Origin of the sequence: Bacillus sp. FSL W8-0629 (assembly GCF_038593225.1) — a bacterium.
GTDB lineage: Bacteria > Bacillota > Bacilli > Bacillales > Bacillaceae > Bacillus > Bacillus altitudinis.
Genome location: NZ_CP151975.1, coordinates 2,924,781 through 2,951,134, shown reverse-complemented (window position 1 = coordinate 2,951,134; position 26,354 = coordinate 2,924,781). Strand labels below are relative to the sequence as shown.

Annotated in this window: 23 protein-coding genes; 17 read left to right on the top strand and 6 right to left on the bottom strand. The window is 41.6% G+C overall.

Going from position 1 to position 26,354, the window contains the following annotated elements:
- Positions 1–29 precede the first annotated feature (29 nt).
- Complete coding sequence (gene yumC / locus NSQ17_RS15390) at positions 30–1,028, bottom strand: ferredoxin--NADP reductase 2 (RefSeq protein ID WP_035389290.1); 999 nt, start codon at positions 1,026–1,028, stop codon at positions 30–32.
- Between the two features lie 390 nt (positions 1,029–1,418).
- Here yumC and NSQ17_RS15385 point away from each other — a divergent pair, with 390 nt between their 5' ends.
- The 4 genes from NSQ17_RS15385 (at position 1,419) to NSQ17_RS15370 (ending at position 4,043) form a co-directional block, all read left to right on the top strand.
- Entirely contained in the window at positions 1,419–2,636 is a 1,218-nt protein-coding gene (locus NSQ17_RS15385) for an NAD(P)/FAD-dependent oxidoreductase (RefSeq protein ID WP_160758061.1), read from the top strand.
- A 135-nt stretch (positions 2,637–2,771) separates the two neighbouring features.
- Positions 2,772–2,897, top strand: a complete 126-nt coding sequence (locus NSQ17_RS15380) for a YuiA family protein (protein ID WP_008346797.1) — start codon at positions 2,772–2,774, stop codon at positions 2,895–2,897.
- Positions 2,898–2,978: 81 nt separating this feature from the next.
- Positions 2,979–3,299 carry a YuiB family protein gene (locus NSQ17_RS15375; protein WP_003212933.1) on the top strand — a complete coding sequence of 107 codons (321 nt, stop codon included), beginning with the start codon at positions 2,979–2,981 and terminating at the stop codon, positions 3,297–3,299.
- Positions 3,300–3,398: 99 nt separating this feature from the next.
- The gene (locus tag NSQ17_RS15370; RefSeq protein ID WP_024719745.1) at positions 3,399–4,043 is read left to right on the top strand and encodes a 3D domain-containing protein; all 645 of its coding nucleotides are present in this window, start codon (positions 3,399–3,401) and stop codon (positions 4,041–4,043) included.
- 40 nt (positions 4,044–4,083) lie between these two features.
- On the opposite strand, the gene NSQ17_RS15365 is transcribed toward NSQ17_RS15370, so the two are convergent.
- A complete protein-coding gene (locus tag NSQ17_RS15365) occupies positions 4,084–4,560 on the bottom strand; it encodes a divergent PAP2 family protein (RefSeq protein ID WP_024719744.1) in 477 nt (158 codons plus the stop codon).
- A gap of 326 nt (positions 4,561–4,886) precedes the next feature.
- Between NSQ17_RS15365 and NSQ17_RS15360 the strand changes: the two genes are divergently transcribed.
- Together NSQ17_RS15360 and NSQ17_RS15355 are read left to right on the top strand one after the other, a co-directional pair.
- Entirely contained in the window at positions 4,887–6,377 is a 1,491-nt protein-coding gene (locus NSQ17_RS15360; protein WP_072368221.1) for a leucyl aminopeptidase, read from the top strand.
- Between the two features lie 139 nt (positions 6,378–6,516).
- Positions 6,517–7,845, top strand: a complete 1,329-nt coding sequence (locus NSQ17_RS15355; RefSeq protein ID WP_024719743.1) for a Na+/H+ antiporter family protein — start codon at positions 6,517–6,519, stop codon at positions 7,843–7,845.
- A gap of 47 nt (positions 7,846–7,892) precedes the next feature.
- Here NSQ17_RS15355 and NSQ17_RS15350 read toward each other — a convergent pair whose 3' ends face one another.
- The 3 genes from NSQ17_RS15350 to NSQ17_RS15340 all read right to left on the bottom strand — a co-directional run bounded on the left by NSQ17_RS15350 (position 7,893) and on the right by NSQ17_RS15340 (position 11,082).
- The gene (locus NSQ17_RS15350) at positions 7,893–8,489 is read right to left on the bottom strand and encodes a biotin transporter BioY (RefSeq protein WP_041091835.1); all 597 of its coding nucleotides are present in this window, start codon (positions 8,487–8,489) and stop codon (positions 7,893–7,895) included.
- 116 nt (positions 8,490–8,605) lie between these two features.
- Positions 8,606–9,742 carry an alanine dehydrogenase gene (ald, locus tag NSQ17_RS15345; protein WP_342467570.1) on the bottom strand — a complete coding sequence of 379 codons (1,137 nt, stop codon included), beginning with the start codon at positions 9,740–9,742 and terminating at the stop codon, positions 8,606–8,608.
- A gap of 110 nt (positions 9,743–9,852) precedes the next feature.
- Complete coding sequence (locus NSQ17_RS15340) at positions 9,853–11,082, bottom strand: PucR family transcriptional regulator (RefSeq protein WP_008345900.1); 1,230 nt, start codon at positions 11,080–11,082, stop codon at positions 9,853–9,855.
- 407 nt (positions 11,083–11,489) lie between these two features.
- Between NSQ17_RS15340 and NSQ17_RS15335 the strand changes: the two genes are divergently transcribed.
- The 8 genes from NSQ17_RS15335 (at position 11,490) to NSQ17_RS15300 (ending at position 22,864) form a co-directional block, all read left to right on the top strand.
- Positions 11,490–11,783, top strand: coding sequence for a WXG100 family type VII secretion target (locus NSQ17_RS15335; RefSeq protein WP_003213769.1), 294 nt, complete (start codon positions 11,490–11,492; stop codon positions 11,781–11,783).
- A gap of 95 nt (positions 11,784–11,878) precedes the next feature.
- Entirely contained in the window at positions 11,879–12,118 is a 240-nt protein-coding gene (locus tag NSQ17_RS15330) for an EsaB/YukD family protein (protein WP_008345897.1), read from the top strand.
- 14 nt (positions 12,119–12,132) lie between these two features.
- Positions 12,133–13,446: a type VII secretion protein EssB gene (gene essB, locus NSQ17_RS15325; protein WP_008345895.1), complete on the top strand. Its 1,314-nt coding sequence runs from the start codon at positions 12,133–12,135 to the stop codon at positions 13,444–13,446.
- 51 nt (positions 13,447–13,497) lie between these two features.
- Complete coding sequence (gene essC, locus NSQ17_RS15320; RefSeq protein WP_342467569.1) at positions 13,498–17,973, top strand: type VII secretion protein EssC; 4,476 nt, start codon at positions 13,498–13,500, stop codon at positions 17,971–17,973.
- A complete protein-coding gene (gene esaA, locus NSQ17_RS15315) occupies positions 17,970–20,867 on the top strand; it encodes a type VII secretion protein EsaA (RefSeq protein ID WP_342467568.1) in 2,898 nt (965 codons plus the stop codon). Before essC ends, esaA begins: the two co-directional genes overlap by 4 nt.
- Complete coding sequence (essA, locus tag NSQ17_RS15310) at positions 20,848–21,345, top strand: type VII secretion protein EssA (protein ID WP_138278957.1); 498 nt, start codon at positions 20,848–20,850, stop codon at positions 21,343–21,345. The genes esaA and essA overlap by 20 nt, the downstream gene beginning before the upstream one ends.
- A gap of 97 nt (positions 21,346–21,442) precedes the next feature.
- Positions 21,443–22,186 carry a (S)-benzoin forming benzil reductase gene (locus NSQ17_RS15305; protein ID WP_256689365.1) on the top strand — a complete coding sequence of 248 codons (744 nt, stop codon included), beginning with the start codon at positions 21,443–21,445 and terminating at the stop codon, positions 22,184–22,186.
- A gap of 144 nt (positions 22,187–22,330) precedes the next feature.
- Complete coding sequence (locus NSQ17_RS15300; RefSeq protein WP_007500462.1) at positions 22,331–22,864, top strand: HD domain-containing protein; 534 nt, start codon at positions 22,331–22,333, stop codon at positions 22,862–22,864.
- On the opposite strand, the gene NSQ17_RS15295 is transcribed toward NSQ17_RS15300, so the two are convergent.
- Entirely contained in the window at positions 22,861–24,345 is a 1,485-nt protein-coding gene (locus NSQ17_RS15295; protein WP_045034544.1) for an alpha/beta hydrolase, read from the bottom strand. The genes NSQ17_RS15300 and NSQ17_RS15295 overlap by 4 nt on opposite strands.
- A gap of 180 nt (positions 24,346–24,525) precedes the next feature.
- Here NSQ17_RS15295 and NSQ17_RS15290 point away from each other — a divergent pair, with 180 nt between their 5' ends.
- The 3 genes from NSQ17_RS15290 to NSQ17_RS15280 all read left to right on the top strand — a co-directional run bounded on the left by NSQ17_RS15290 (position 24,526) and on the right by NSQ17_RS15280 (position 26,340).
- Positions 24,526–24,762 carry a YuzF family protein gene (locus NSQ17_RS15290; RefSeq protein ID WP_003213721.1) on the top strand — a complete coding sequence of 79 codons (237 nt, stop codon included), beginning with the start codon at positions 24,526–24,528 and terminating at the stop codon, positions 24,760–24,762.
- A gap of 184 nt (positions 24,763–24,946) precedes the next feature.
- Positions 24,947–26,050, top strand: coding sequence for an AI-2E family transporter (locus NSQ17_RS15285; protein WP_039168924.1), 1,104 nt, complete (start codon positions 24,947–24,949; stop codon positions 26,048–26,050).
- Between the two features lie 68 nt (positions 26,051–26,118).
- A complete protein-coding gene (locus NSQ17_RS15280) occupies positions 26,119–26,340 on the top strand; it encodes a spore germination protein (RefSeq protein ID WP_039168922.1) in 222 nt (73 codons plus the stop codon).
- The last annotated feature ends 14 nt before the right edge of the window (positions 26,341–26,354 follow it).

Sequence of the window (26,354 nt, the reverse complement as noted above, 5' to 3'; positions counted from 1 at the left end):
CAGATGGAACTCCTTTTTTTGATCCGTTCTTATTTATTTTCAAATAAGCTTGTGGAATGAAGCGGCTGTACACGAGCTTTCGGGTCCATGTAAGCTTTCGCGTTGTTCACAGCAGTTGGTGCTTCACCAAATCCGCTTGCAATTAATTTGACTTTTCCTTCATACGTACAGATGTCTCCTGCCGCATAGAAGCCTTCGATGTTTGTTTCCATCGTGGATTTGACCACGATAGAGTTCTTTTCGATTTCAAGGCCCCATTGTTTGATTGGTCCAAGGGAGGAAACAAAACCGAAGTTGACGATCACGTCATCCACATCTAGTACTTGCTTTTTATCGCCTTTCACTTCTTCAAGCACAATTTGTTCAATGCGGTCTTCCCCAATGAGCTCAGTTGGCACAAATGGTGTCAGCACATTGACTTTCGAGTTGTGCAAGTTTTCTACACTGTGCTCATGTGCACGGAATTTATCACGACGGTGAATAATCGATACTTCTTTTGCGATTGGCTCAAGCATCAGTGCCCAGTCAACCGCAGAGTCTCCGCCGCCAAGAACAGCAACACGTCTGCCAGCGAATTGGTTCAAGTCATTGATGAAGTAATGCAGGTTGCTTCCTTCAAATGATTCTGCTGTATCTAGCTCAAGCTTTCTCGGTTGGAATGCACCGTTACCAGCTGTAATGATGATCGTTTTCGAATAATGAACCTCTTGATTCGTAACGAGTTTAAAAATACCATCTGCTTGTTTTTCAACCGTTTCCACAGCTTGCTCTAAGCAAATGGTTTGATCAAATTTATCCATTTGTTCCTTTAAATTATCAATTAATTCTTGTGCGCGGATTTTTGGGAAACCAGCCACATCATAAATGTATTTTTCAGGGTAAAGAGCGGATAGTTGACCGCCGAGCTGAGGAAGGCTTTCAATGATTTTCACACTTGCCTGTCTCATGCCTCCGTAAAACGCAGTAAACAATCCGACTGGGCCGCCCCCGATAACGGTAATGTCATATACCTTAGAATCTTCTTGCATTCCTTAATCCTCCCAAATGAAAATTGTTATCACTATATCATATCATACCACATATCGTCGTTTGACTTGTTTTGAAAAACTTGTCGTTTTTTGATGCTGATGCTGTGAAAAGGGGAAAAAAGAGAGAAAGACCGTTTATCCTAAGGATTTTCAGTTTAAAGCCTTGAAAAAAGGAGCAGAACTCGCTATTATTGTTAAGGGAACTAAATATTAATTTTTTATGAATTTTTGTCGGATACGGTCAAATGCTTTCGTTTTTTGTAGGTGAAAGTTCAGATTTTCACATACTTATTTTTTTGTTTAAATTTCATAAAATGCCGCAAAGCGGTTGAGAATAACGATATGTAATTCTTTATCCGTTTTACAGCAAATTTAAAAAAGGTGGATGTGATTCCAGTGAATAAACCGAAAATCGTTGTATTAGGTGCAGGTTATGGCGGATTAATGACTGTAACAAGATTAACAAAACAGCTTGGCACAAATGATGCGGACATTACTCTTGTGAACAAGCATAATTATCATTACGAAACAACATGGTTACATGAAGCAAGTGCAGGTACTCTTCATCATGACCGTTGTCGTTATCAAATCAAAGATGTGATTAACAGTTCCCGTGTCAACTTTGTACAAGCAACAGTTGAAAGCATTAATAAGGAAGAGAAGAAAGTTGTGACATCAGATGGCGAACTTTCTTATGACTACCTTGTTGTTGCGCTTGGTGCTGTTCCTGAAACATTTGGTATTGCAGGACTGAAAGAATATGCATTCTCAATCTCTAACATCAACTCTGCTCGTCAGCTTCGTGAGCACATTGAACTTCAATTTGCGACATATAATACGGAAGCTGAAAAGCGTCCAGAGCGTCTGACAATCGTTGTCGGCGGTGCAGGCTTCACAGGTATTGAGTTCCTTGGTGAGCTTGGAAACCGTGTACCTGAGCTTTGCAAAGAGTATGATATTGATCAAAAAGACGTGCGTATTATCTGTGTAGAAGCTGCACCAACAGCTCTTCCAGGATTTGATCCTGAATTGATCGACTATGCGATGAACTACCTTCAAGGTAAGGGTGTTGAGTTCAAAATCGGTACAGCGATCAAAGAATGTACGCCTGAAGGCATCATTGTTGGAAAAGACGATGATACAGAAGAAATCAAAGCAGAAACAGTTGTATGGGCTGCTGGTGTACGTGGTAACCCAATCGTTGAAGAAGCTGGATTTGAAAACATGCGCGGCCGCGTAAAAGTGTCTCCAGATCTTCGTGTACCAGAAAATGAAGATGTATTCATCATCGGTGACTGCTCATTAATCATCAATGAAGAAATTAATCGTCCATACCCACCTACTGCACAAATTGCGATGCAGCAAGGTGAAACAGTAGCGAAAAACCTTGCAGCACTAGTAAAAGGTGGCACGCTTGAAAGCTTTAAGCCAGACATCAAAGGAACAGTTGCTTCTCTTGGTGAACACGACGCTGTAGGTGTTGCGTTTGGTAAAAAACTTCAAGGAACAAAAGCTTCTGCAATGAAAAAAATCATCGACAACCGTTCATTATTCATGGTTGGCGGACCAGGACTTGTTCTGAAAAAAGGAAAATTCAAGTTCTTCTAAACCGATATAGACAAAAACGTGTATCCCTGTGGTACACGTTTTTTAATGTTTTACGGAATATTTTCTCACTTGGTACTGGACAGAAAAATATGTTATGATGAATTATCAGAAAATTTAGATTAAGGAGTGAGCAATATGAATGCACAAACGAAAGAAAAAAAGTCAACTTGTCAGTATTGTTCAGGAAAAGGATACTTTCAGTTATTGCTCGGCGGATCAGAAACGTGTGAGGAATGTAAAGGGACAGGAAAGAAGCATTAATTTTACGGCTTTTTCCATTGATTGACTTCATCTCTATTTCCAAGTTAAACTAATGATGGGATATTTGGGGGTGGAGATGAAGTGATCAGTTTACCAGTCGTTATCATTTCAGTTATTTTATTTTTCGTGTTATTCTTCGGCATTGGCTTTTTGCTGAATATGCTGCTGAGAATGTCATGGATTATGGCAATTTTATATCCAATTGTATGCCTTTTCATTATCAATAATCAAAAGATGATCGCTTATGTAAGAGAACCAGGCATTGCTTTTTCCGGGATAGGAGACCGCATCGTTTCTCTTGCTGCGGCAGATATCATTATTTTATTAAGTGGTTTAATTGGTGCCATTGCCTCAGGTTTTGTCATCAATGCTCTTCGTAAAAGAGGCTATCAAATGTTTTAACTCACTTGTCTACACGCAAGTGGGTTTTTTTGTTTCTCCTTTGCATAGTTTCCATTTTGTTTGGAAACAAATAGATGGGTAGAGGAGTGACAAATAGAAATGAAAACATGGATGAAACGATTGTTCATGACAGTTCTGTTTATGCTTGCCTTGATGACAAGCTTTACGGGCATATCTGGCGTAGAACCAAGTGATTTAGCTGCATGGGTGAAAGAGACCGATGCCGGTAAGCACGTATCTTCTTTTTTAAAGCATCCAAAAAGGCAGACGATGGCGGTGAAAAGTGACGATTTGCGTGCTGTTTCTCTCGAAGAAGCATTTAATTGGAACGATTATCCGAAGCAAAAGGTTGTCGCCACAGGTTATACAGCAGGTGTAGAATCAACAGGTAAGACGAAAGAACATCATGCATATGGCATTACATATTCAGGCGTCAAAGTAAAACGTGATTTATATTCAACCGTGGCAGCGGACCCATCTGTCTTTCCGATTGGAACTGTCCTGTTTATCCCCAATTATGGCTATGGTGTAGTCGCAGATACTGGGAAAGCGATTAAAGGTCATAAGCTTGATTTATATTATGAAACGGTTGATGATGTGTATAGAGAATGGGGTAAAAAAGTGCTGGACGTTTATGTGATTAAAAAGGGTGAAGGAACGCTGACAGAAAAAGACTTAAATCAGTTGAATGAAGCAGAATCGATGCAAGTGTTCCGGCAGCAGTTTCAAGCCAATAAAGAATAAAAAAGCTTTGGATCTCAAAAGGTCCAAAGCTTTTTCGTTTCTACATGAAGTAATAATCTAAGATGAGTGTGAGCAAGATTCCTGTTAAGCCGCCGAAGAAGACTTCAATCGGCTTATGCCCAAGAAGCTCTTTCAATTTCTTTTGCTTCTCTTTTTCTTCCGCACTTGGGAAGTTCTTTGCCTCGGCAACAAACCGGTTAAAATCTGTGACCAGTTTGTTCAGGACAGTTGCCTGTTCTCCTGCCTGTCTGCGAACACCTGTCGCATCAAACATCGTAATAATGGCAAAGATGGCGGAAATGGCAAAAATAGATGTTCCTAGCCCGTGCTCTAAAGCAACTGCTGTTGAGAGTGCTGTTACTGCTGCGGAGTGTGAACTTGGCATTCCGCCTGTGCTTGTAATGAGCGACCAATCTAGTCGTCTAGAAATGATAAATTGAATCGGTACTTTTACAAATTGTGCAAAAAAGATGGCTGCAAGGCTGGCAAGCAGCGGAAAATTCGTCAGTACGCTCATGAACAAGAAACATCCTCTCTTTAAGAAAAAATAACGTGCAAAATGATAAAGTATTTACCCTAGTAAGATAAAAAAATGATGGCAGTAAGAACTGTTGCCAAGTCCATGTTCATTATAACATTAAAGAAAGTAGATGTGGAACGAGGAGACCATGGACAGGCTGCTATTGATCGCTGCCGCTTTTTCATGATGCCCTTCCGCGTGCCAAAATATAAATGTTCTTCAAGGGAAGACAGGCTGGCAATGATCGTATCAGCACATAAATTTTGATATAATAGAAGTTCCAATGTGAAATATGGAGTTCATTGAAGGAGCGTGTGATAAATATGTTTTTCTCGACAAATGAGTTGCAACATAAAGATACACTGGCCATCGGACTTTTTCAAAAGAGCCAATTATCAGGAAAAGCAAAAGAAATCGATGAGTTACATGGAGGAAGAATCACTGAATTATTAAAAGAAGGCGATATTTCGTCCAAGCGAAATCAGCTTTCGAAATTTTTCCCATCCCCTGAAACCGGCATTAAACGTATTTATTTTGTCGGGCTTGGGAAGGAGTCAGATTACACGTTTGAAGAGGCAAAGGAAGTGTTTGCGCATTTATTTAAAAAGCTTCATCAAGATAAAAAGCAAGCAGTTTCGGTTTTGCTTGATACATTCACAGGAAAGGATCTGCCTGTTCAAGATGCAGCCCATGCCCTTTCTGAAAGCTGCCTTTTAGCTACATATGAATTACAAGATTTTAAACATAAAACGAATGAACCGGATCGCTTTATCGAATTTGTTTATGCAACAACGGATCATGATGCTGCCGAAATTCAGGCAAGTTTGAAAGTGGGCGAAGTCTACGGACAATCGGTCAATTCGGCTCGTACACTTGTGAATATGCCGCCGAACATGCTCACGTCCTCTGATCTTGCATCCTATGCGGCAGAGCTTGCTTATAAATATGAATTCGAGATTGAAATTTTAGATAAAGAACAAATGGAAGAGCTCGGAATGGGCGGTATTCTAGCCGTTAATAGAGGCTCAACAGAACCACCGAAGCTGATTGTATTGAAATATCAAGGCAAGGAAGAATGGACAGACGTCATCGGCCTTGTCGGTAAAGGCATTACGTATGATACAGGTGGGTATTCCTTAAAGCCAAGAGCAAGTATGGTGGGGATGAAAACTGATATGGGTGGCTCAGCCTCTGTTTTAGGTGCAATGGAAATCATTGGTGAACTTCGTCCAGAGCAGAATGTCATTGCAGTCATCGCCTCAACAGATAATATGGTCTCAGCAGATGCGATGAAGCCAGATGACGTCATTGTTTCGCTAAGCGGTAAAACAATCGAAGTGCTTAACACGGATGCAGAAGGTCGTCTTGTTTTAGCAGATGGTGTGACCTATGCGAAGCAGCATGGTGCCTCTGTGCTTGTGGATGTTGCGACATTAACAGGCGGTGTCATTGTGGCACTTGGGAATGAGACAACAGGCGTGATGACAAATAACGATGAACTGTATGCCCAGTTTAAAGAAGCATCAGAAGAATGCGGGGAAATGATTTGGCAGCTGCCAATCACCGAAAAAGATAAAAAACGAGTAAGAAACAGCAAAATGGCTGATCTGAATAACTCACCAGGCCGTGATGGTCATGCGATCATGGCAGGTGCATTTATCGGAGAATTCGCTGAAGACACCCCTTGGGTGCACTTAGATATTGCAGGAACAGCCACGACAGAAAAGCCTTCATGCTTTGGGCCAACAGGAGCAACAGGTGTGATGGTCAGATCATTAGCAACATTTGTGGAACGATTTGAACCGAAGAAATAAAGACAGAAGCTCTGCCAGTTGGCAGAGCTTTTTATGTAGGACATACGCCATTTGACGAAGTAAATTTTCTATGGTAACATACGTTGGTACTTTAATTATCTACTACATTAGTAAACTAAAGGATTTCGGAGGTTTCACCATGAATGCAGTTGTTTTAGCGGTTGTTTTAATGTTGATATTAAGCTTGCTGCGGGTCAATGTCGTGATTGCGTTGGCACTTGGCGCTTTAGCGGGCGGACTTGCAGGTGGATTAGGTCTAGGGGGAACAGTTCAAGCGTTCACTGACGGTCTTGGCGGAAATGCGACAGTGGCGATTAGTTACGCACTATTAGGTGCATTCGCAGCCGCACTGACGAAAACGGGTCTTCCTGATGCCATGGTCGAAGGAGCTGTGAAGCTTCTTGGAAAAGAAGGCGATTCAAGAAGAAAAACATTATCAAAAGTGCTCATTATTCTGGTCATTTTGATTGTATCTTGTTTTTCTCAAAACGTTGTTCCTGTTCATATTGCCTTTATTCCGGTCTTAATCCCGCCATTATTAAAGGTGTTTAACGAGCTTCAAATTGACCGCAGACTGCTAGCATGTGTGATGACTTTCGGACTTACTGCACCATATATTTTACTTCCGGTCGGTTTTGGACAGATTTTTCACGGAATGCTTCGTGACAACATGAAAGATGCAGGTTTAACAGTGAATTTAGCAGACATTCCGTATGCGATGCTGATTCCTGTAGGCGGCATGGTTGTTGGCTTGATCGTTTCACTCTTTGTCTATCGTAAGCCAAAAACATATGAGAATCGTGACATTACGGATGTAGAAAAATCAGCATATACAAAAAAGAGCTTATTCTTTGCTGGACTTGCGATCCTTGTATCACTTATTGTTCAGTTATATCTCTCTCAAAGCCTTGGAGTCGAAGGGATGATCTTCGGTGCGCTTGCAGGCTTGCTTGTCTTGTTTGTAACTGGAATGATGAAACGTGATGAAGCGGATGCGCTGATTACATCTGGCATGAACATGATGGCATTTATCGGATTTGTCATGCTTGTTGCAGCTGGATTTGCCAATGTTTTAACGAAAACAGGAGATATTGAATCTCTCGTCAAGGCGTCTTCTCAATTTATCGGAAACAGCCAAAGCTTAGCGGCTATTTTAATGCTATTGGTGGGTCTGCTAGTGACAATGGGCATTGGCTCATCATTTGCAACGATTCCGATTATTACGACGATCTTTGTCCCGCTTTGTTTACACTTAGGATTCAGCCCGATGGCGACTATTGCGATTATTGGTTCAGCTGCGGCGGTAGGAGATGCAGGTTCACCTGCAAGCGACAGTACACTCGGACCAACATCTGGACTGAATATGGATGGACAGCATCACCACATTTGGGGTACATGTGTCCCAACATTCGCCTTTTATAATATCCCGCTCGTCTTGTTCGGCTGGCTTGCGGCAATTATGCTATAAATGAAAAAAGGTTCCTTACTCATAGAGTAAAGGAACCTTTTCTGATATTAGGAAGCTGTTTGTTCTTTTCGAAAGGATGTGGCTTTTGAAACAGATCGATAAATTTTAGGTGCCAGCATCGCAAGGAGGATGGTCAGCGCGTAGTCTTTTACCATAAACCACATCATGAAGAACCATGTGGTTTGATAAGAGATTGGTGCGTTCAGCCATACATTTAATGCGATGTACGTATAAGTTGTCCCGATCACATACATCACGGTCGTTCCTGCAATGGCTGCAAATAAAAAGCGGCCAAAACCAGGGTTTTGTCTTTTTTCAAGAATGAATCCGGCAAGCCATGCAGCAGGAATGTATGATAACACAAAGCCACCGCTTTTTCCTAAAATAACGCCGAGACCCGCCGAGAACTGTGCGAATACAGGTGCACCAGCGATCCCAACAAGAGCATAGACAATCATGGCCAATGCGCCAAGTCGTCTGCCCAGCAAAAGACCAGCAAGCACACAAAAAAACGGCTGCATCGTAAGTGGGATTCCGCCGACCTGTAAAAATGGCACAATGGATGTGATATTGGCTCCGATAGCCATGAGTGCAGCAAACATCCCGACGAGCACAAAGTCAGCTGTTCTTGTCTTCTTTTGCATGATATTTCCCCCTGTCTTATCTGTACAAATAGATTAAGGGGAAGAGGTTCTTTTGTCAACTCATTTTTATTTTAGGTTAACAATAAAACCCGCCCCTGAAAAGGGCGGGCTACATATTAAGCTTCGGTCATGGAAGAGGTTTCAAGGGCTTTACTAACAGGCACATAATCATAGCCGAGATCACGAGCGACAGCTTCATAGGTGATATGTCCGTTCATCACATTGACGCCTTCAGCAATCGCCTTGTTTTCTTTGATCGCTTTTGCAGCGCCTTTATTTGCAATCTGCAGTGCGTATGGGACTGTGACATTTGTTAAAGCAACTGTCGATGTTCTCGGAACCGCTCCGGGCATATTGGCAACAGCATAATGTAAAATGCCATGCTTTTCATAAGTAGGCTGATCATGTGTTGTGATATGATCGATTGTTTCCACAATCCCGCCTTGGTCAATGGCTACATCGACAATGACAGAACCAGGCTTCATTTGTTTCACCATTTCTTCTGTGACAAGGGTTGGAGCTTTAGCACCAGGGATGAGAACTGCACAAATGAGCAGGTCTGCCTCGCTCACTGAATCTGCAATGTTAACAGGATTAGACATTAACGTTTTCATTTGATGACCAAACTGATCGTCCAGCTGACGTAATCGTTCCGCATTTACATCAATAAGGGTGACATCTGCGCCAAGTCCGATCGCCATTTTCGCTGCATTTGTTCCAACGACACCGCCGCCAATAATGGTGACTTTCCCTCTCGATACTCCTGGCACGCCGGCGAGCAAAATGCCTTTTCCGCCTTTTGGCTTTTCTAAAAATTGAGCACCAATTTGAGCAGCCATTCTACCTGCTACTTCAGACATTGGCGTTAATAGAGGGAGTGATTTTCCGTCCGTTACCGTTTCATAAGCAATGGCTGTTACACCTTTTTGTTTTAATGCTTCAGCCAAGGAGGGCTCTGCTGCAAGGTGCAAGTACGTAAATAAGATCAGACCTTCTCTGAAATAAGCATATTCTTCAGGTAATGGTTCTTTTACCTTCATAATCATATCAGAAGATGCCCACACATCTTTCGCTTGATCAAGAATCTCTGCACCAACAGATACATAATCGTCATCAGTGAAACCGCTTCCAAAACCAGCGTTCGTTTCAATTGAAATCTGGTGTCCAGCTGAAAGCAATTGAGATGCTGCTCCTGGTGTTAATGCGACCCGGTTTTCATTGTTCTTAATCTCTTTCGGAATGCCGATGATCATATCAATTCCTCCTATGCTTATCTATTGATATTGTATGTCTAGTGTATCCTGAAAGTTTAGAAAATTCTTCGGTTGAATGAAAAAATTAAAAAACGCCTCTTTGTGAAATTTCACAAAGGGACGTTTTTTAGCTTCATATCAAGATAAATGGTCATTTTCTCATTCATGTTTTTTAAATCAATTTCTGCAATGTCCGTAATCCGCTTCAGCCTGTAATTCAGTGTGTTGATATGAATATTTAACTGCTTTGCGGCGATATTGGCGTTGCTGTCACAATCAATAAATCGTTCAAGGGTCTCGACGAGGTTGGAATGATGCCTGAGATCGTAATCCTCAAGCTTTGATAAAGAGTAACTGGAATAAGACGATCCCTTTCGTTTTTCAGCAAGCACATCTAAGTATTGATAAATACCCAGTTCAGAAAAGCTGTTTAATTGTTCTGTTTCCACAGGAAAGCGTTCTTTTGTTTTTAAGACGGCCAGTGCTTCTTTATAGGATGGCTGAATATGAGTAATGTGATCGTAAATTCCACCAATGGCCGCTTGAACGTCATGGAGCTGATACCGATCAGACAACTGCTTTAGCATGCCGCTTGTGAATTGTTTAATATCTTGAAGCGGATGTTCTGTTTTTGGCGAGACAAGAATAATGAATTCGTTAAAATCAACAGTCGTTAAAAGCACCTGCACTTGCTGCGTTGTTTCAAGCAGATAGGAGAGCTTCTTTTCCGTATCTTCTGTGAGTTCATCACGAAGGCGAAAAATAATAATCGCATACGTGTCTGGACACCTCATCCCAAGTCTCAAGAAGAGATCAAGCATCTCATCCTTTTCATGAATATGTCCTGTGAGCATCTTCCAAAATAGCTCCTGATTGCGTTCTTCTGTTTTCGTTTTTCGAATTTGTAAATTGAGTAATTTGTTTTTCACGGCATGTGCTGCCATCTTGAGAAGGTCCATTTCTTCATCTGAAAAAGGCTGCGTGGATTCAATTGCCCAGATAAAGCCGAGCACCTCTTTGTCTTTCCATATGGAAATGGCAACCCTGCTGGATAGACCGACTTCTGCAATTTGAGGTACGCGAAGCGGTTCATCTGTTTTAAGGAGTGTAGGAATGATACCGTCTTTCCAAAGCCGATTAATGACTTTTTCCGGTACACGGCGGGAGATAATGGTTGAAGTTCTGGCGGGATCAGTGAAATCATTATGTGTGCTATAGGCTAATAATCGATGATGAGTATCTTCTATAGTAATAGGGCAATTGAGCACATCACTAATTTGGTCTGCCACATCCTCTAAACGATCAAGGCTATACTTAAATGGATCTGTCTTTTTTGTCATAAAAAACCCCTGCTTTTTCGAATATTTCACGTACTTACATTATGAAGAGAATCAGGTACGTAAATCAACAAAAAAATGCCATAATCATTAAAAAAACAAAAAGCTTGAAAAATGAGCACATTGGTCATGCGTTGATCACAAAAAGAAATAGTACAATAATAATGTAGTAAAAAATCAATAGGCGGAAAGATTCATGGAAGTGCACGCCCTTTTATTAAGAATATATGACCAAAAAACTGTTAAATACTAGATAAAGAGCGAAAAAACAGTAATTCCATAGACTCATTTTGTAAAATAAAAACAGATTTGTTTGACTGTGTATCATTTCTGTTTTTATAATAATAACGTCAAAAAATAAGTGGATTAGCCCATTATATGGCGGCTATGCACGGGAGGTAATGAGGAATATGTCAGGAATTATTCGCGTAACCCCAGAAGAACTAAGAGCGACCGCTAAGCAATATGGTGTTGAAAGTCAAGAAGTGTTAAACCAAGTTGATCGTCTAAATAGAATGATCTCTGACCTAAAAGGAATGTGGGAAGGTGCTTCTAGTGAAGCATTCGCTGATCAATACGAACAGCTTAAACCTTCATTCATCAAAATGTCTGATCTATTAACAGATGTCAGCAATCAGCTTGATCAAACTGCAAATACACTTGAAAGCACTGACCAAGACATCGCTAGCCAAATCCGCGGCTAATCAAAGGGATTTCCTTTCTAAGTGTGAAAAGCAGAAAAAGCGCCGAGTCTGTCAGTTGATGCCGGCGCTCTTTCTATTTTGTGAGGTGGAAATTTGTGTATATCGATATTACCATCGACTTAAAAAACTATGATGGCAGTGTGTTTGATTTGAGACTATCAAATTATTTACATATTAAACAAGTCATCCATATCGCCTGGCAGGCAAAACAAATCTCACTACCTAAACGAGATGGCGGATGGGTGCGTGTAGTCAATAAGAAAGCTGTGTTTTCAGGCGAATATAAGCTGTCAGACTGTGGAATCACCACAGGAGACAGGCTGGAAATACTATGAAAGGACTTTTGTAAATGGCAGATAAAAAGAGTTCCTATTTAGAAGAACAATTAGAAGCAGTCATGAAAAAAGAGGAAGGCACTTACACCTTCATTTTTCAAAGAGAGACAATTAAACTCTTAGACGGTTTAGAAGCGGCACCGATTAAAGACATCAATCCTTCATTTAAAAAAGAGATCCAATTAACCGAAGGTGAGGTCATCATTTCGATTCAACCGCCTCCTGCCTATCAGGAATTTCGTTTCATCCATGCAAAGGATGAAAAAAGCAAATGGATTTTTTCATACCAGCTTGTCGATGCAGTGTGCAAACACGACGTGAAGCGGCTGCATCCTATTGTTTCTCCTGAAAACATTGTTTTTCATCAAGGCTTAGCGCCTGCATTTTTGCATTACGGGGTCAAAGAAAGCATCCCGCCATATGAAACCGACCAACATCGTCTGTTAAAAGAGGTCAAAGCTGTCATTCTTCGAGTGGTGGACCATGAATATCAGTTTCAAGAATATTTGGCTTATCATGATACGTTGAAATTATCTGAGCTGGCAAAGGAAATAAGTGATACACAGTCACTGGAAGAATTGTCTGCTTTGATTCAACAAAAAATAGAAGCCATCGAAGCAAAAGAAAAGACGCTCTTAACCATTCCAAAAAAGAAATGGAAGATCGAACGATACATTGGACTTGGTCTCCTTGTTCTTTTGATTCCTGCATTGGTGTATACCATTTACACGTTCTTTTTCGCCATGCCGAAACAAGAAGCGTATGTGGAAGCGAACAAATATTATCTCAACAAGCAGTACAGCCAAGTGGTGGATACGCTCGAAAAATACAAAGCCGATCAAATGCCAGTCTCTCTTCAATATGAACTGGCCATTTCGTATGTGCAAACGAATCAAGGGAATCTATTGCTTGACCAGCACAAAAAAGAAATCACGGATACGTACACATTGCAGACAGACCCGCAATACTTCCTGTTCTGGATTCATATTGGACAAGGCAATAGCAAGGAAGCTCTGGATATTGCAAGGGTGCTAGGGGACGACCGATACATATTCACAGCACTCGTCGCCTACCGCAATGAAATTCAAAATGACGACAGCCTATCTGCTGAAGAAAAACAAAAACAGCTAGATCCAATCATTAAGGAAATGGCGAAGTATGAAGAAAAAGAAACAACGGAGACGAGCACCAATGACTCCTCAGATGCAAGCCAAACAGATGAAACAGCTGAACAAAAAGAGCAGTCAAAAGCCGATCAGGAGAAAAAAGAGAAAGAATCTGATGCAAAAAAGAAAACCTCTCAGACGAAAAAAGATGAGAAAAAATAATTCTTTCGATACAACTGACAGTTGGTGCTGTCCGATGAGGAGGTGGAGCGTTTGAGTCTTCTATGGGTTTTTTATGAGGAAGATTATCAAACCGTCCGTTTAGATGAGCAGTTCAACCGAGAAGCTGTGATTGGACCTGAAATAGAGCATACGGTAACGATTCCTTCCCTTTCGTTTGATGAAGGGTTGATTCGTTTATCTCCAGATGAAACGAATGACGGCTTTTCTCTTTATCAGGGCGAAAAAAAGAAAGGTCACTTACTTCCACATGAACCATATCAGGTTGGTTCACTCACACTCATGTTGATGGATTCACATCATGATCAATCCATTTATTACCTAGGAAATAGAGTCGAAGTGACTATTTCAAGTGAAGAAATAGATGAAGCGGATGTGTGGAAGGAACAAGCTCATTCAATGTTTCAAGATGCCAAATCCTTCACGTTGGAAAAAATAGAAGGCACTTGGTATGTCATTCCCAAAGATGAAACGATCTATGTGAACGGGAAACAGCTGCACGGTCCACAGCAGCTTCTTGCTGGGGATGAGCTGTTTTGGAACTTTTTGACGCTGTCATTGAAAGATGATGATTTATTGCAAGTAACAGCATTTGAACCATTTCAAACACGTTTAGAAAAAACAAGGCCGCCGAGTACCGAAACGAAACAAAAATATCCTTTATATAGACGAACACCACGTTTGATTTACGATCTGCCAGATGACCGGGTGTCTTTCAGCTTTCCTTCACAGGAGAGTGAAAATAACGGCAGAGGACTTTGGCTCGTAGTTCTTCCGCCGCTTGTCATGCTGATTGTCATGGGGATCGTGGCCCTTGTACAGCCGCGAGGCATCTTTATTGTCGTGTCAATGGCGATGTTTATTATGACGTTAATTACTTCGTCCGTTCAATATTTTAAAGAGAAATCACAGCGCAAAAGACGAGAAGAGAAGCGGCAACGCGTTTACTCGCTTTACTTAGAAAATAAGCGGAAAGAGCTGCAAGAGCTGTATGACCGTCAACAATTTATTTTAACGTATCATTATCCATCTTTTGAACAAATGAAATATTTGACGTCAGAAATCAGCGGGCGTATTTGGGAAAAGACGCTTGTCAGTGATGATTTTTTACAGCTGCGTCTAGGGACAGGTGCAGTTCCTTCAAGTTATGAATTATCGACGAGCGGCGGCGATATGGCCAATCGTGACATCGATGACTTAATGGAACAAACACAGCATATGCAAAACGTCTATCGCGAGGTAAAAGATGTACCGATTACGTTCGGTCTTGCGGACGGTCCAACCGGATTAATAGGAAAACCGGCAATTGTCAAAAATGAGCTTCACCAGCTTGTCGGCCAGCTTGCTTTCTCGCACAGCTATCATGATTTGAGATTTGTTTTTATCTTTAATGAACAGGAGTATGAGAACTGGGAATGGATGAAATGGCTGCCGCACTTCCAACTTCCTCATACATACGGGAAAGGGTTTATATATAACGAACAAACACGTGATCAGCTCTTGTCTTCTATTTATGAAATTTTGCGAGAGCGTGATCTGGAAGAGGAAAAAGAGAAAAAAATCTTTACGCCTCACTTTGTGTTTATCGTGACAAACCATGAACTCATTGCGGAACACGTGATTTTAGAATACCTAGAAGGCAGCCGGACGGATTTAGGCATCTCAATTATCTTTGCGGCAGAAACAAAAGAAAGCTTGGCTGAAAATATTTCAACGCTTGTTCGTTACATTAACGAAGAAGAAGGAGATATTCTCATTCAACATAAGAAGGCCGTACGAATTCCATTTCAGCTGGATGCACATGAGCGAGCGGACAATGAGCTGTTTGCCAGAACCTTAAGAACATTAGATCATCAAGTCGGGATGACCAACTCAATTCCAGAAACGGTCTCCTTCCTTGACCTGTTTCATGCCAAACAGGTAGATGACATTGGCATTCGTGAAAAATGGCTGACATCTGAAACAGCAAAGTCATTATCTGTGCCTATCGGTTATAAAGGAAAAAACGATATTGTCGATCTGAATCTGCATGAAAAAGCACATGGCCCACATGGTCTGTTAGCGGGAACAACGGGATCAGGAAAAAGTGAGTTTTTACAGACGTATATTTTATCCTTGGCTGTACACTTTCACCCGCATGAAGTGGCGTTCCTGCTCATTGATTACAAAGGAGGCGGAATGGCGCAGCCGTTCCGAAATATTCCACACTTGCTTGGTACGATCACAAACATTGAAGGCAGCAAAAACTTTAGTGAAAGAGCGCTTGCCTCTATTAAAAGTGAACTGAAGAAAAGACAGCGCTTGTTTGATCAGTATCATGTGAATCATATCAATGACTATACGAAACTCTATAAAGAGAAAAAGGCGGAACAGGCGATGCCTCATTTGTTCTTAATCTCTGATGAGTTTGCTGAATTAAAAAGTGAAGAGCCAGATTTTATTAGAGAGCTTGTCAGTGCCGCGCGGATTGGACGAAGTCTCGGTGTCCATCTCATTTTAGCGACACAAAAGCCTGGCGGGGTCATTGATGATCAAATTTGGAGTAACTCCCGCTTTAAAGTCGCATTAAAGGTACAAGATGCATCAGACAGTAAGGAAATTTTGAAAAATAGTGATGCAGCGTCGATTACCGTGACAGGTCGTGGATATTTACAAGTGGGGAACAATGAAATCTATGAATTATTCCAGTCGGCTTGGAGCGGTGCACCGTATATGGAAGATGGCTACGGATCAGAAGATGACATCGCCATTGTAACGGACACTGGACTGATCCCATTATCAGGGGTAAGTACAGAGCCGGCTGTGAAAAAAGAGACAGTGACGGAAATTTCCGCTGTTGTGGATGAAATTGAACGTATGCAGCAGGAGCTTGGAATTGAAAAGCTTCCAAGTCCATGGCTTCCACCGCTTGAAGAACGGATTCCAAAAACACGTTATGCATCAAGTGAAGAGCACGTCTTCCATTTCGCTCTTGTCGATGAGCCAGATCAGCAAAGCCAGCATCCACTTTCTTATCAAATGATGGAGGATGGAAATATTGGCATCTTCGGTTCATCCGGCTACGGCAAATCACTTGCTGCAACCACACTGCTTATGAGCTTCGCAGAAAGATATTCACCTGAAGAATGGCATGCATATATTTATGACTTCGGTAACGGCACCTTGCTACCGCTTGCCAAACTTCCGCATACGGCTGATTATTTCTTAATGGATCAAATGAGAAAGATTCAAAAGTCGATGAAGCGTCTTCGTGAAGAGGTTGAATATCGCAAGCGTTTATTTAGACAGCAGGAAATGAGTCATATCAAAATGTACAATGCGCTGAATGAGAAAAAGCTTCCATTCATATTTATCGTGATTGACAACTTTGACATTGTGAAAGACGAAATGCATGAACTCGAATCTGAATTTATTCAGTTAAGCCGTGATGGACAATCGTTAGGCATTTATTTCTTAATCACAGCGACTCGTGTCAACGCAGTCCGTCAATCTCTTATGAACAACTTGAAAACAAAGATTGTCCATTACTTAATGGATCAAGGAGAGGCATACTCCATTATTGGCAGACCGAAATTCAGCTTAGAGCCAGTTCCAGGCAGAGTCATTATCAACAAAGAAGAGCTTTACTTTGCCCAAATGTTCCTGCCAGTTGAAGGAGAGAATGATCTCGAATTGTTTGAGCATTTAAAACAAGAGATTCAGCTTCTAGATGCTCGCTTTGAATCAGCTAAAAAACCAAAACCTGTGCCGATGCTTCCTGATAAACTGACCATTTGGGAGCTAGAGAGTCGCTTAGAAGAACAAAAACAGCCGTATGACATTCCAGTCGGACTAGATGAGGAATCTGTTGCACCTGTTTACTTTGACTTGAAGAAGAATAAACACTGCCTCATCATCGGTCAAACGCAGCGAGGGAAAACAAATGTGACCAAACTAATGCTTGATCAGCTATTAGTAGCAAAACCTGAGAAGCTGGCCGTCTTTGATTCGATTGATCGGGGGCTCTCTCATTATGCAAAAGACGAGAACATTGATTACCTTGAAACAAAGGATGATATCACAGAATGGGCAGAGGAAATAGATCGTTTATTCAAGGTGCGTGAAGAGATGTACGTCGAAGCTGTGCGCCGAGGAGAGACTGATCAGTTGTCGTTCTCTCAAATTGTGCTTGTGATTGATGGCATTACGCGTTTTCAGCAGACAATCGACCCGCGTCTTCAAGATCAATTGGCTGATTTCATGAAGTCATATGCACACTTAGGCTTCAGCCTGATCGTATCAGGAAATCATACCGAATTCAGTAAAGGCTATGATGCACTCACAAACGAAATCAAACAGGTTCGTCATGCCATGTTACTGATGAAAAAATCAGAGCAAAACATCATACCGCTTCCGTATGCAAGACAAGAACCAGAGATTCAGCCAGGCTTCGGATATTTGGTTGAAAACGGGAAAGAGAAGAAAATCCAGGTTCCTTTATGTGCGGTAGAAAGGAAGAGTGTTCAATGACAGAGCAGCAAAAAAGCTCCATCAAAATCGTGTCGACCATGATACTGATTCTCGTCTTGCCGGTTCTATTTTTCCATCTCATTGGGGATGATCCGGCAAAACAGAAAAAGAATGCCACACGTAACATTGCCGTGGTCAATGAGGATATGGGGGCGAGCGAAAGTGAAAATACCGCTCGTTTCGGACAGGATGTGGTGGCGGCATTATCAGAGCGTCCAGATTACACATGGACAGTCGTCAATCGAAGTGCGGCAGAAAATGGCCTGAAAAATAGAAAGTACGATGCAGTTCTCTATATTCCATCTGACTTCTCTAAAAATGTGCTGAGCTATGATAAGGATCATCCTGAGAAGGCATCTATCCAATTCTCAATCCAAGATCAGCTCAATGCAGTGAATAAAGAAAAAGTACAAAGAGAGCTAGAAAATGCTCAAAAGAAAATGAATGAACAAATGTCGACTTTATATTGGAGTTTTGTATCACAGGAAATCGGCAATGTCAGAGAAGAGTTTGAGCATATTGTTGGCAAAGAGGTCGAATTCCAAAACACGATGTACAACTTCTATAAGCCAAATTCAAACAAACTATCTGATGCCGTCCAGCAGCAGAAGAAACAAATAGAAGAACTAAGAAATGCGATGGCCGATTCACAAAAACAGTATAAAGACGGTTTAAGTACAACAGAAGAAGCGAAAAGCCAGCTGAAGGATTTCGTAAAAGTAGTCGATCAATATCAGCAGTATCAAGACAAACAAAAAGATCTCTTGATCAAAGCGCAATCGACAAGCAAAAAACAAATCCAGCAAGGACTCAAACAGCTTGCGGAGATTCAAAACCAAAATGCCCGCAGCTTTAGCGATCAAATGGGTGGACTCAAAACCGATATCAATGGGGTCCAAAGTCAGCTTAAAACAACGGACAGTGCAATTCAATCTGTTCAAAAGGCAAGAGAAGACGCAATCCCTAAGCAATCGACGGGATTAAAGGACCTTGTGAAGACGTCTCAAGAAGAACTGTTGAAGGATTATGAAGGTCAATACTTAGAGGCCTATAAAAGTAAGATCATCGCCTTGCAGAATAAGCTAGAGACAAAAAGGCAAGAGCTAATCAACGCACCCGAGCAGCCAGCTGATCCTGATGATGACGGGCAATCAGATCAAGATAATGAGAACCCAGAAGAGATTGGCATTAACTTAGATGATGAAACAAATGAACTCTCGCAAATTTCATCAGAAATGAACGATCTAGCTGATCAATTAGAAGATCAGACTGCACCTCCTACTAATGAAGATGATAAAGAGAGTGAAAATGGTCAGGATGCTGTTCAGCCAGATAACAGCGGCACGAATCAATCAAAAGATGACCTAAAAGCACTGTCTAATCGTTTAGAAGAAGTGAAAAAGAAGATTCAAGAAAAAGCGACCGCTCATAACGACCAATTGAAAGACAAAGTAAGTCAAATGAGTAAGGAGCTTGAAAGCCTCACGAAAAAAGTAGAGAAGCTTGAAAAGATGATTCTGAGGTTACAAGATCGATATAACGTTATTCCGAATGAAATCAAAAATCAGGAATCCTCTATTTTAGACAAAGTGCAAGAGCTGAAACGCGTAAACTCGCCGATTGGCAACACTGTGAATACGAAAATATTTGATCAAGAGTTTAAAACAAATTCAACAAGCACCAAAAAGTTAATGGAATACTCCAATCAACTGTCTCAGCTAGAGATGATGCTTGGGAATCTATATCAACCAACAAACAACTCATCTCTATTAGACACAAAAGGAGATGAAATCCAGTCTATCCTTTCCATCAAAAAAGAAGAAACGGAAAACTGGGATACACTCAAAAATCAGATGCTGACGTCAAATGATGATGTGTCTATCTTTATTGATGAGATGCAAAAATTCTCAGATGGCTACGCAGAATACATTTCGACTCAGCAGGCAAGTATGGAACAGGAGTTAAATGCCATTTCTGAAAGTGCGGACACAGTAGCTGAACAAATGGCTGATCAAGGAGATGCGGTGTATACAGCAGACCTTGCGGGCAGTTCGATTGTTGTGAGTGCACAGGATTCAATTGGTCAGGAAGTTCTTCGTCTTTCTGAAAATATGAGCTCGTTAACCGACCGCCAAAAAGGGGTGGCCGATTATACGAATAATATTGAAGAAAGTGTCACAACCGTCCAAGAAAAAGCAGACACGTTGAACGAAAACTGGAGTAAGAATGTCAATTCTACGAAGCTTGTTCAACAAGATTTAAAGGGTATTTTAGGCAACACTTTAGACGATCAAGGCAACAGCAACTATGTGTATAACCATTTAGCTAATCCGCTAAAAATTAGCGGCGATGTGCCAGAAGAAAAAACGCAGACTGTACCGCCAGTAGTCATTTTGGTTATTGTGATGATCAGCAGTTTGTTGATTGGCTTTTTTAGCTCGTACTATGCGTCAGCGCCAATGCTGGTCAAAGGTGCACTCTTTGGTATTTTAAATCTGCTAGTCGGGCTCATGATCAGCCTGTTTGGACTCAACATTTACAAACTAGCTGATGACCAAGCCATTCAATGGTCGATCTTTACGATTTTGTTGCTAGTGGCATGCTCTGCCTTTATTCGCACAGCTTTCCTTTTCGGTTCAATTGCCGGATGGATGGCAGCAACGGTGCTTATTTTCTTCTTTGTTGCACCGTTAATTGATTTGGTCATGCCAAACTTCCATTTTACAAATCCAGTGACAGACGTGTATCTGTCCATCCAATATGGAAATGGAGACAACTTCGGTATGGGCATCACAGGGCTACTGATTTTAACGATATTGTTCATGGTCATTCCACTAGTGAAGAAGCTATGGAAAGACAAAACAGAGGAACGTGATGTCACTCATGAGGCTTAATCTATTCGTCAAAGGGATGGCACTTGGTGTCATATCCCTTTTTCTCCTCAGTCCTGCTGCTTTTGCTGCTACAGGTGAAGATACGGATACGAATGTCAAGCCGAATGAATATCAAGAAAAGAACCTCAATATTAATTCGAGTATATTGAGGGATCAAACGAAATACGAACAAAGCAAAACAACATCTAAAGTCAAAACGGACATTCACTTTGCTGACCCGCCTAAGACCTCTGGTGGTCAACTTGCGCCGCAGCTTTTTAGTGATCTGAAAGACAATCCGCCTAAAACGCCAGCTCGTATGATGAAAGAGATGAATATCTCTTTCAGCGATTCGGCTGTATCAACGCCTTCTGGCGATGATCATGAAAAGCAGAGATCGGCGCTTCTACCAATCATTTTTGGCATCTTGATCACCTTTGGCATCATTGTCATGATCATTCTGATTCCAAAGGTGAATGTGAAGACGGACAAGAAATAGCCTGCCTTTTGAAAAGGGCAGGCTTTTCTTTATGCAGATTGCTTGATGTGATACCGATTCACTATTTAAAATAGTGTTATCAAGGGAGGAGATTGTCATTCGAATTTCAATCGTCACAGGCGGATCAAAAGGATTTGGTTTAGCACTTGTCAAACAGCTACTTACACGCGGGGATAACGTGTATACCGCTGCAAGAAGTGAGTCGCCACTATCCCATCCACACCTCACGCATTCACAGGTCGATCTCACTGATGAGGAATCGGCTGCAAAGTGGCTTCAGGGCATCTTATCCTCGCAAACTCTCGCAGACGCTGATGACGTCTTGCTTGTCAATAATGCAGGAATGGTCACTCCTATCAAGCGTGCAGGGCAAGGCGGAGAAGATACGCTTCATCAGCATTATACGCTGAACCTTGTCATCCCTGTTTTGCTCAGTCATGTGTTTGTGAGGGAGACACAATCTCTTGAAGGGAAGAAAACCATCGTGCATCTTTCTTCTGGAGCAGCTAAAAATCCGTACAAAGGATGGAGTGCCTATTGTAGCTCAAAAGCAGGGCTTGATATGTTTATGAGGACTTTACATGAGGAACAACAGGACGAAGCATATCCTGTCACCACGTTTTCCTTTTCACCCGGTACGATTGATACGGATATGCAGGGAGAGATTCGGAAATCCTCCAAACAGGACTTTGAACAAATTGAGCGGTTTCAGCAATTACATGAAACAGGTACGCTAAAGAGCCCAGATGAAGTGGCCGGTATTTTACTCGACCTTCTAGCAGATGACCCAGCTGGCGGTTGTGTATACGATGCCCGTGAGTATGGAAAAAAGCAGTCATAACGGCTGCTTTTTTCGTATTGTACAAGCAAAGACAGCTTATTGAGCATAAGCTAATCTTGAGACTCATCGGAAATATGACAGAACATTTGAGTTTCTTTTCAGAATATGTTAGGATGCTAAAAATATAGATAAGGAGGGGTTTCCATGAGAAAGGTTACATTAATGGATGTTTACACCCATCCAGTCGCTCAAAAATATTTAAATCGTTCAGGAAAAGCCCACGCCATTGCTTGTGCTTATCACGCATTCAAACTGGCGATGCAGGCAGGGATTAACCCGGATCTTGCTGTGAAAGCAGCACTCTTGCATGACATCGGCCACTATGAATGGTATACAGCAGGCGGAGAATGGGATTACGAGACATATAGACGAAATGATATTCATGCCATTAAAGGGGCAGAGCGGGCACATAAACTGCTCATACGGCTCGGCGAGGAACCAAAAGCAGCCAAAGAGATTGCCCTTGCGATTTTGCTTCACACAGATTCATATTTGCCAGAGGGCGACCTGCATAAGGACACACTCCAGCAAATTGTGAAGAAAGCAGATGAAATGGACGAAGAGCCTGGTGGACACCATCATTACAGACAAATAGATGAATCACTTGCGCTCAAAAAAATTGCTGATTTGGATGAGAAGGTGCAGCAGGCGCTTCAGCCCATGAAACGCTCTGTTTAATATGGAATATCTCCATGAATCGTTCCGTGCTGATCCACATACAATGTGCGAATTACAGTACGGTTAAATGCCGATGTCCCTGACGCAGTGAGACCTGTGTAATGAACCGTGACGGAATAAGCACCTTCTTTTTTCAATTGAACGGCTGATGAAGAGCTCGTTTTCAGTGGATGATCCTTCTCGGCATCTTTAAAATAAATGGTCTCTACAGTTTTGCTTAATCGTTTAATCAGCTTGCTTGAATGTGTCGATGCATCTCCTGATTTCGCTGCAGCGATTTTGATTTCTTCATTCAATGGTGAATCAAAGGATACAAGTAGCAAATAAGGATCCTTTTTTCCTGAATTTGATCGAATCGTCCATTTTCCTGGAACGGGTTTATTGATTTGCACATGGTGTGAATAGGCGCCTTCATATGGGAATGATGCTTCCGATGTCGTCAAATTGGTTAAGACATCGCCATTTGGCGCAACGATTTCCGGATTGGCTTCCTGTCTTTCATTTAACCACTGAATCGATAGGCCATTCGTTCCTTCCTCTACATAGAACGCTTCTGTTTTATCCTTTTCACTTTCTCCACCTTTCACATAAACGTTTGTATTTAGCTCCGAAGAGACTGGTTCTTGCTCTTGTTCGTCTTCGCTTTCAGCGCTTGCGGTACTTGCACGCAGCTGTGCCTGAAATACGGGGAACATGCTTGTGCCGTTTTTGATCGAAAAGTGATCCCACTTTCCTGTTAAAATATTGTTTGCATATGCTAGCTTTGTGCTGCTGACTGTCACAGCGCCATCGTTTGCACCAAAGCTTTTTAAATACATGCCGCCTAAATAAAGCACTCCGCCAAAGGTTCCCCATTCTGAACCAGAATAGGTCACATATTTATGAGGAAACGTCTCCAACCGGTCGGTTTCACTTCGAAAAGCTGCCATCATCCCGGTTTGCAGAGAATAGAGCGCGTCGCTCTTTTGTCCAAGGATTTGCGCAAGCCAGCTTCCGCCTTTGCTATAGGCTAAATCCGCAAGCGGCGTCCCATAATGTGGAGAGCCAAGTGTGATGACTTTCTCTACATATGGATGAGCGTTGTAATACACGAGTGCAGCCTGCGTATCCACTCCGCCTTTACTATGACCGATTATGATCAGTTTTCTGCCGAAAAATTCATAGATTTCTTTTAACTTTTCTGCTAATAGTTTCCCATTCTTTTTCATGTCCTGATCTGGATATAAATCTATGAACGCGCTTTCGTATCCGTTCAGAACAGCTTGTTTTGCCATATCGTTTCGATCAGACCATGTGGAGGAAGAACTGTTTATGCCATGAACAAAAACAAGTGGGGGTTTTGACAGGTCTTTTTGTACCGGTTCTTCTCCTTTAAACCACTTCCCTGGTGTACCAGGTGCATCTCCAATTGTGCCTGCGTGCGCATAACTTGCAGAGGATAGTAAGAGCATGACAGCAACGATACAGATTAATTTTTTCAAGATCATTCACCTCTTCAAATAATTTAAGATGTTGGCAGCACCAATCTATTATACTTCTAAAAATTGTAAAAAAATACGTAATGTAAAAATACGGTAATAATGTTGTAGGTTTGCTGAGTGACACTCACATGGGTCATTGCATACGCTGTGGGTAAATACACAAGTAAAGGGGCAGGTAGCATGGCACAACAAGGAAGTCCACAGCTTGTTTCATTAGTTGATCCATATGTTTATCAAACATTGCAGAAAGTAGTCGGTATGAGATTGATTGTTCAAACAGTGAAAGATACAGTACGTGGAAAGTTGAAGGAAGTGATGCCGGATCATATTGTGATTGAGGCGGGGGCAAAATCAGTGTTTTATGTGCGGATCCAGCAAATCGTGTCGGTGATGCCTGATCACAGTGAAAGAGTGTAACAAGCAGACGCACAGGTGTCTGCTTTTTTCAATGCTTACAGAATGTATATCTGGAAAAAGTGCATGATATACCAATTGTTCTTTTTTTTTCAAAAAATATGGTTCTAAAACAAGAAGCAGTTGACAGAAGGTGGGTTGAATAGTAGTTTTTTAATAAGGTCAATACGTAACAGGAGGAGCATCTTTGTTAAAATCTAAAGTTCATTTTTGGACATTCCAAATATTACTGGTTTTACTGATTGTGTACGTATCAACAAAAGTTTCGTTTTTATTTCAGCCGATCATTTTATTTGCTTCAACGTTGTTTGTTCCTATTTTACTGGCTGGTATTCTCTTTTTCATCTTTAATCCGATTGTTCGATTTTTGTCGAAGAAGATACCTAGGACGCTCGCCATTCTGATTATTTATCTCCTATTCATCGGGCTTATCACGTTTATTGTCAATGCTGCTGGACCTGTCATTGTCACGCAGGTGGGTGGACTTGTCAAAAGTTTCCCAGGGTATGTCACGGACATGCAGAAATTTATCAACGATTTCTCGCATTCTAAAACATTTACGTGGATGATGAACCAAGATTATGTGTCTGTTTCAAAGTTTGAACAGTCGATCGTTTCGACATTAAAAGATTTACCGGAAAATATTGCTTCAAGTATGTCGGCGGTGTTTGGCGTGATTGCGAATATTGCCCTCGCTGTCATTACCGTTCCATTCATTTTATTTTACATGCTAAAAGACGGGCATAAGTTTCCGGACAAGCTCGTTCAATTTTTGCCAATGCCTTACCGTAAGGAAGGATTGAAGATTTTTAAAGAATTAAACGATACGCTAGCTGCTTACATACAAGGGCAAATCGTTGTTTGTTTATTTGTCGGAGTTGCTTGTTTTATCGGATACTTATTAATTGGTGTGAAATATGCGCTCATTCTCGGCATCATTATTGCGGTGACAAACGTCATTCCATATCTTGGGCCATATCTTGGTGCGGCACCAGCTGTGCTCATTGCTTTTCTTGATTCGCCTGGAAAAGCGGTTGTGACTGTTATTGTCATTCTTGTTGTTCAGCAGATCGATGGAAACGTCATTTCTCCATTGATCATTGGAAAACGTCTCAACACACATCCGTTAACAATTATCTTGCTATTAATTGGGGCAGGGAGTTTTGGCGGAATCCTTGGCATGATTTTTGCCGTCCCTGTCTATGCGCTGCTGAAAGCCATCACACTCAATATTGTCAGATTGGTTCAGCTGCGTCAGCGCTCTCGAAAAGAACAGCATTTAAACGTTTAGGGCAGATGCACAACTTTTCCCTTTTTGCATAACATAACTCACATAAGCGAATAGGGAGGAGAAGGAAGATGCCTGCGATTGTTGGACCCATTCATATTGAGTCTTTAGGCGGAAACGGCTCGGCTACTTTTGGTGACGTTCTCGCCATTGCCCCTTTGGCTGTAGATCACTCGACCGGTGGAGCGGGAGCTTTTAATTCAGGTGATTATATGTCCCTGACAAGCGATCCGAATGCCACCATGCTTTGGGACTTTACACTGATTGGCCAGCCTCAATCATTTAATGCATAAAAGACAGCTGATCA